A 2,081-nucleotide genomic window follows, 5' to 3' on the forward strand; every position below is an offset into this window, starting at 1 on the left:
TGCAGCCTAAGACCCGTTCAAGCCAGCATTTTGGTGGGCGCATTGTGTTTGACAAAACCGGGATGGTTTACCTGACCTTGGGTGACCGGGGTGACAAAGACCGCGCCCAAAGGCTGGATGACCATGCCGGCTCGGTCATCCGATTGCACGACGATGGCCGCGTGCCTGCCGACAACCCCTTTGCCAAGCGGGCTGGTGCTTTGCCCGAAAAATGGACCCTGGGCAACCGCAACTTGCAAGGCGCGGCCCTGCATCCCCAAACCGGCGAGCTGTGGACGCACGAGCACGGGCCGCAAGGCGGTGACGAGGTCAATCTGATGCGCCCAGGTTTCAATTACGGCTGGCCCGTGATCACCTACGGGGTCAACTATGGCTTGGGCACGCGCATTGGTGAGGGGCAGGCCAAGCCCGGCATGGTGCAACCCTTGCATGTGTGGGTGCCCTCGATTGCGCCTTCGGGCATGGCATTTGTGAGTGGCTCGCAGTTTCCGCAATGGCAGGGTAATGTACTGGTGGGAGCCTTGCGCGGCCAAATGCTGGTGCGACTGGTGCTCGATGGCGAGAAAGTCATCCGAGAAGAGCGTTTGCTGCAAGGCCGGGCTGGGCGCATCCGCGATGTCCGCATGGGGCCAGACGGTTTGGTTTATTTGCTGAGCGATGGCCCCGATGGGGCCTTGTTGCGGCTAGAGCCTGAGCGGCCTTGAGCAGCGGGATCAATGCCCTGACTTTTGGTAACCTCAAGGCACCATGTACCTGCCCAAGCACTTCAACCACTCAGACCCCGCTATCGCCCAGCGCATCATGGCCGAGCACCCCTTGGCGTCCATCGTCTCGGTCGGGGCAGATGGTTTTCCGGTGCTCAGCCACATTCCGATGCATTGGCAAGCGGCTTCGCTGTGGCCCGATGGCCCGCAGTCTGAGCATGGCGTTTTGCTAGGGCACTGCGCCCGAGCCAACTCGCAGGCGCAGTTGCTGGCTTCGCAACCCCAGGCCTTGGTGAGTTTCATGGGGCCGCAGGCCTATATGTCACCGAGCGTGTATTCTGAAAAGCAGCGCGTGCCGACATGGACCTACTTGGCGGTGCAGGCCAAGGTGCTGACGCGCATCATTGACCCGCACGAAGACCGTGACCGTTTGCTCAAATGCCTGATTGCCGAGCACGAGCCCGCTTATGCGCAGCAGTGGCGCGAATTGCCTGCCCACTACACTGGGGCGATGCTGAACGGCATTGTGGCTTTTGAAATGCAGATCACCGATTTGCAGTGTGCCGTGAAGCTCAACCAGCACCGACCCGAAGCCCATGCCGCCATGCACAAGGCTTATGCGCAAGGCACCGAACAAACTCAGGCACTGGCCCGTTGGATGAAAGACCTGGGGTTGGTGCCATGAACCTGACCCATGAGCAAGGCATGCGCCTAGCCCTGGAGCAAGCCCACCTGGCCAGCGCAGCGGGTGAAGTGCCCGTGGGTGCGGTGGTCGTTAAGAACGGGCAAGTCATCGCCACGGGCCGCAACGCCCCGATTGCCAGCCACGACCCGACAGCGCACGCCGAGGTGGTGGCGCTGCGTGAAGCTGCACGAATCTTGGGCAATTACCGGCTCGACGGCTGCACGCTGTATGTGACGCTGGAGCCCTGCGCCATGTGCAGCGGCGCCATGTTGCACGCCCGGCTCGACCGGGTGGTGTTTGGCGCTGCTGATCCGCGCACCGGAGTAGCAGGCTCGGTGCTCAACTTGTTTGACCACACGCAACTGAACCATCAAACCCAGGTCACAGGCGGCGTGCTGGCCGAAGAATGCAGCCAGTTGCTCAAAGACTTTTTCAGGCCCAAAAGAATGAACACCCAACCACTCAGAGAAGACGCGCTGCGCACACCCGACGCTGCATTTGCCGATTTGCCCGACTACCCTTGGCAGCCGCATCATGTGAACGACCTGCCCAGCATCGCCGGGCTGCGCATGCACTACCTGGATGAAGGTGATACGAATGCGCCGTTGACCTGGCTGTGTCTGCACGGCAATCCGGCTTGGAGTTACCTCTACCGCAAGATGATTCCGGTCTGGTTGGCTGCGGGTCACCGC

At 61.4% G+C, this 2,081-nt stretch carries 3 protein-coding genes; all 3 read left to right on the top strand.

The window, feature by feature from the left end; genetic code table 11:
• Positions 1 to 704: PQQ-dependent sugar dehydrogenase (locus Q0341_RS13235; protein WP_299514167.1), on the top strand; the 704-nt coding region annotated here is incomplete at its 5' end.
• 43 nt (positions 705 to 747) lie between these two features.
• Positions 748 to 1,389: an FMN-binding negative transcriptional regulator gene (locus tag Q0341_RS13240; protein ID WP_299514170.1), complete on the top strand. Its 642-nt coding sequence runs from the start codon at positions 748 to 750 to the stop codon at positions 1,387 to 1,389.
• The coding region (tadA, locus tag Q0341_RS13245; protein WP_299514173.1) for a tRNA adenosine(34) deaminase TadA at positions 1,386 to 2,081 on the top strand (696 nt) is incomplete at its 3' end. The genes Q0341_RS13240 and tadA, both read left to right, overlap by 4 nt.

This window comes from uncultured Limnohabitans sp., from assembly GCF_937889215.1.
Classification (GTDB): domain Bacteria; phylum Pseudomonadota; class Gammaproteobacteria; order Burkholderiales; family Burkholderiaceae_C; genus Limnohabitans_A.

What these genes read in the sequence shown, in the direction of transcription:
- Q0341_RS13240 (WP_299514170.1), top strand. Translation starts at nt 748, where the DNA reads ATGTACCTGCCCAAGCACTTCAACCACTCAGACCCCGCTATCGCCCAG.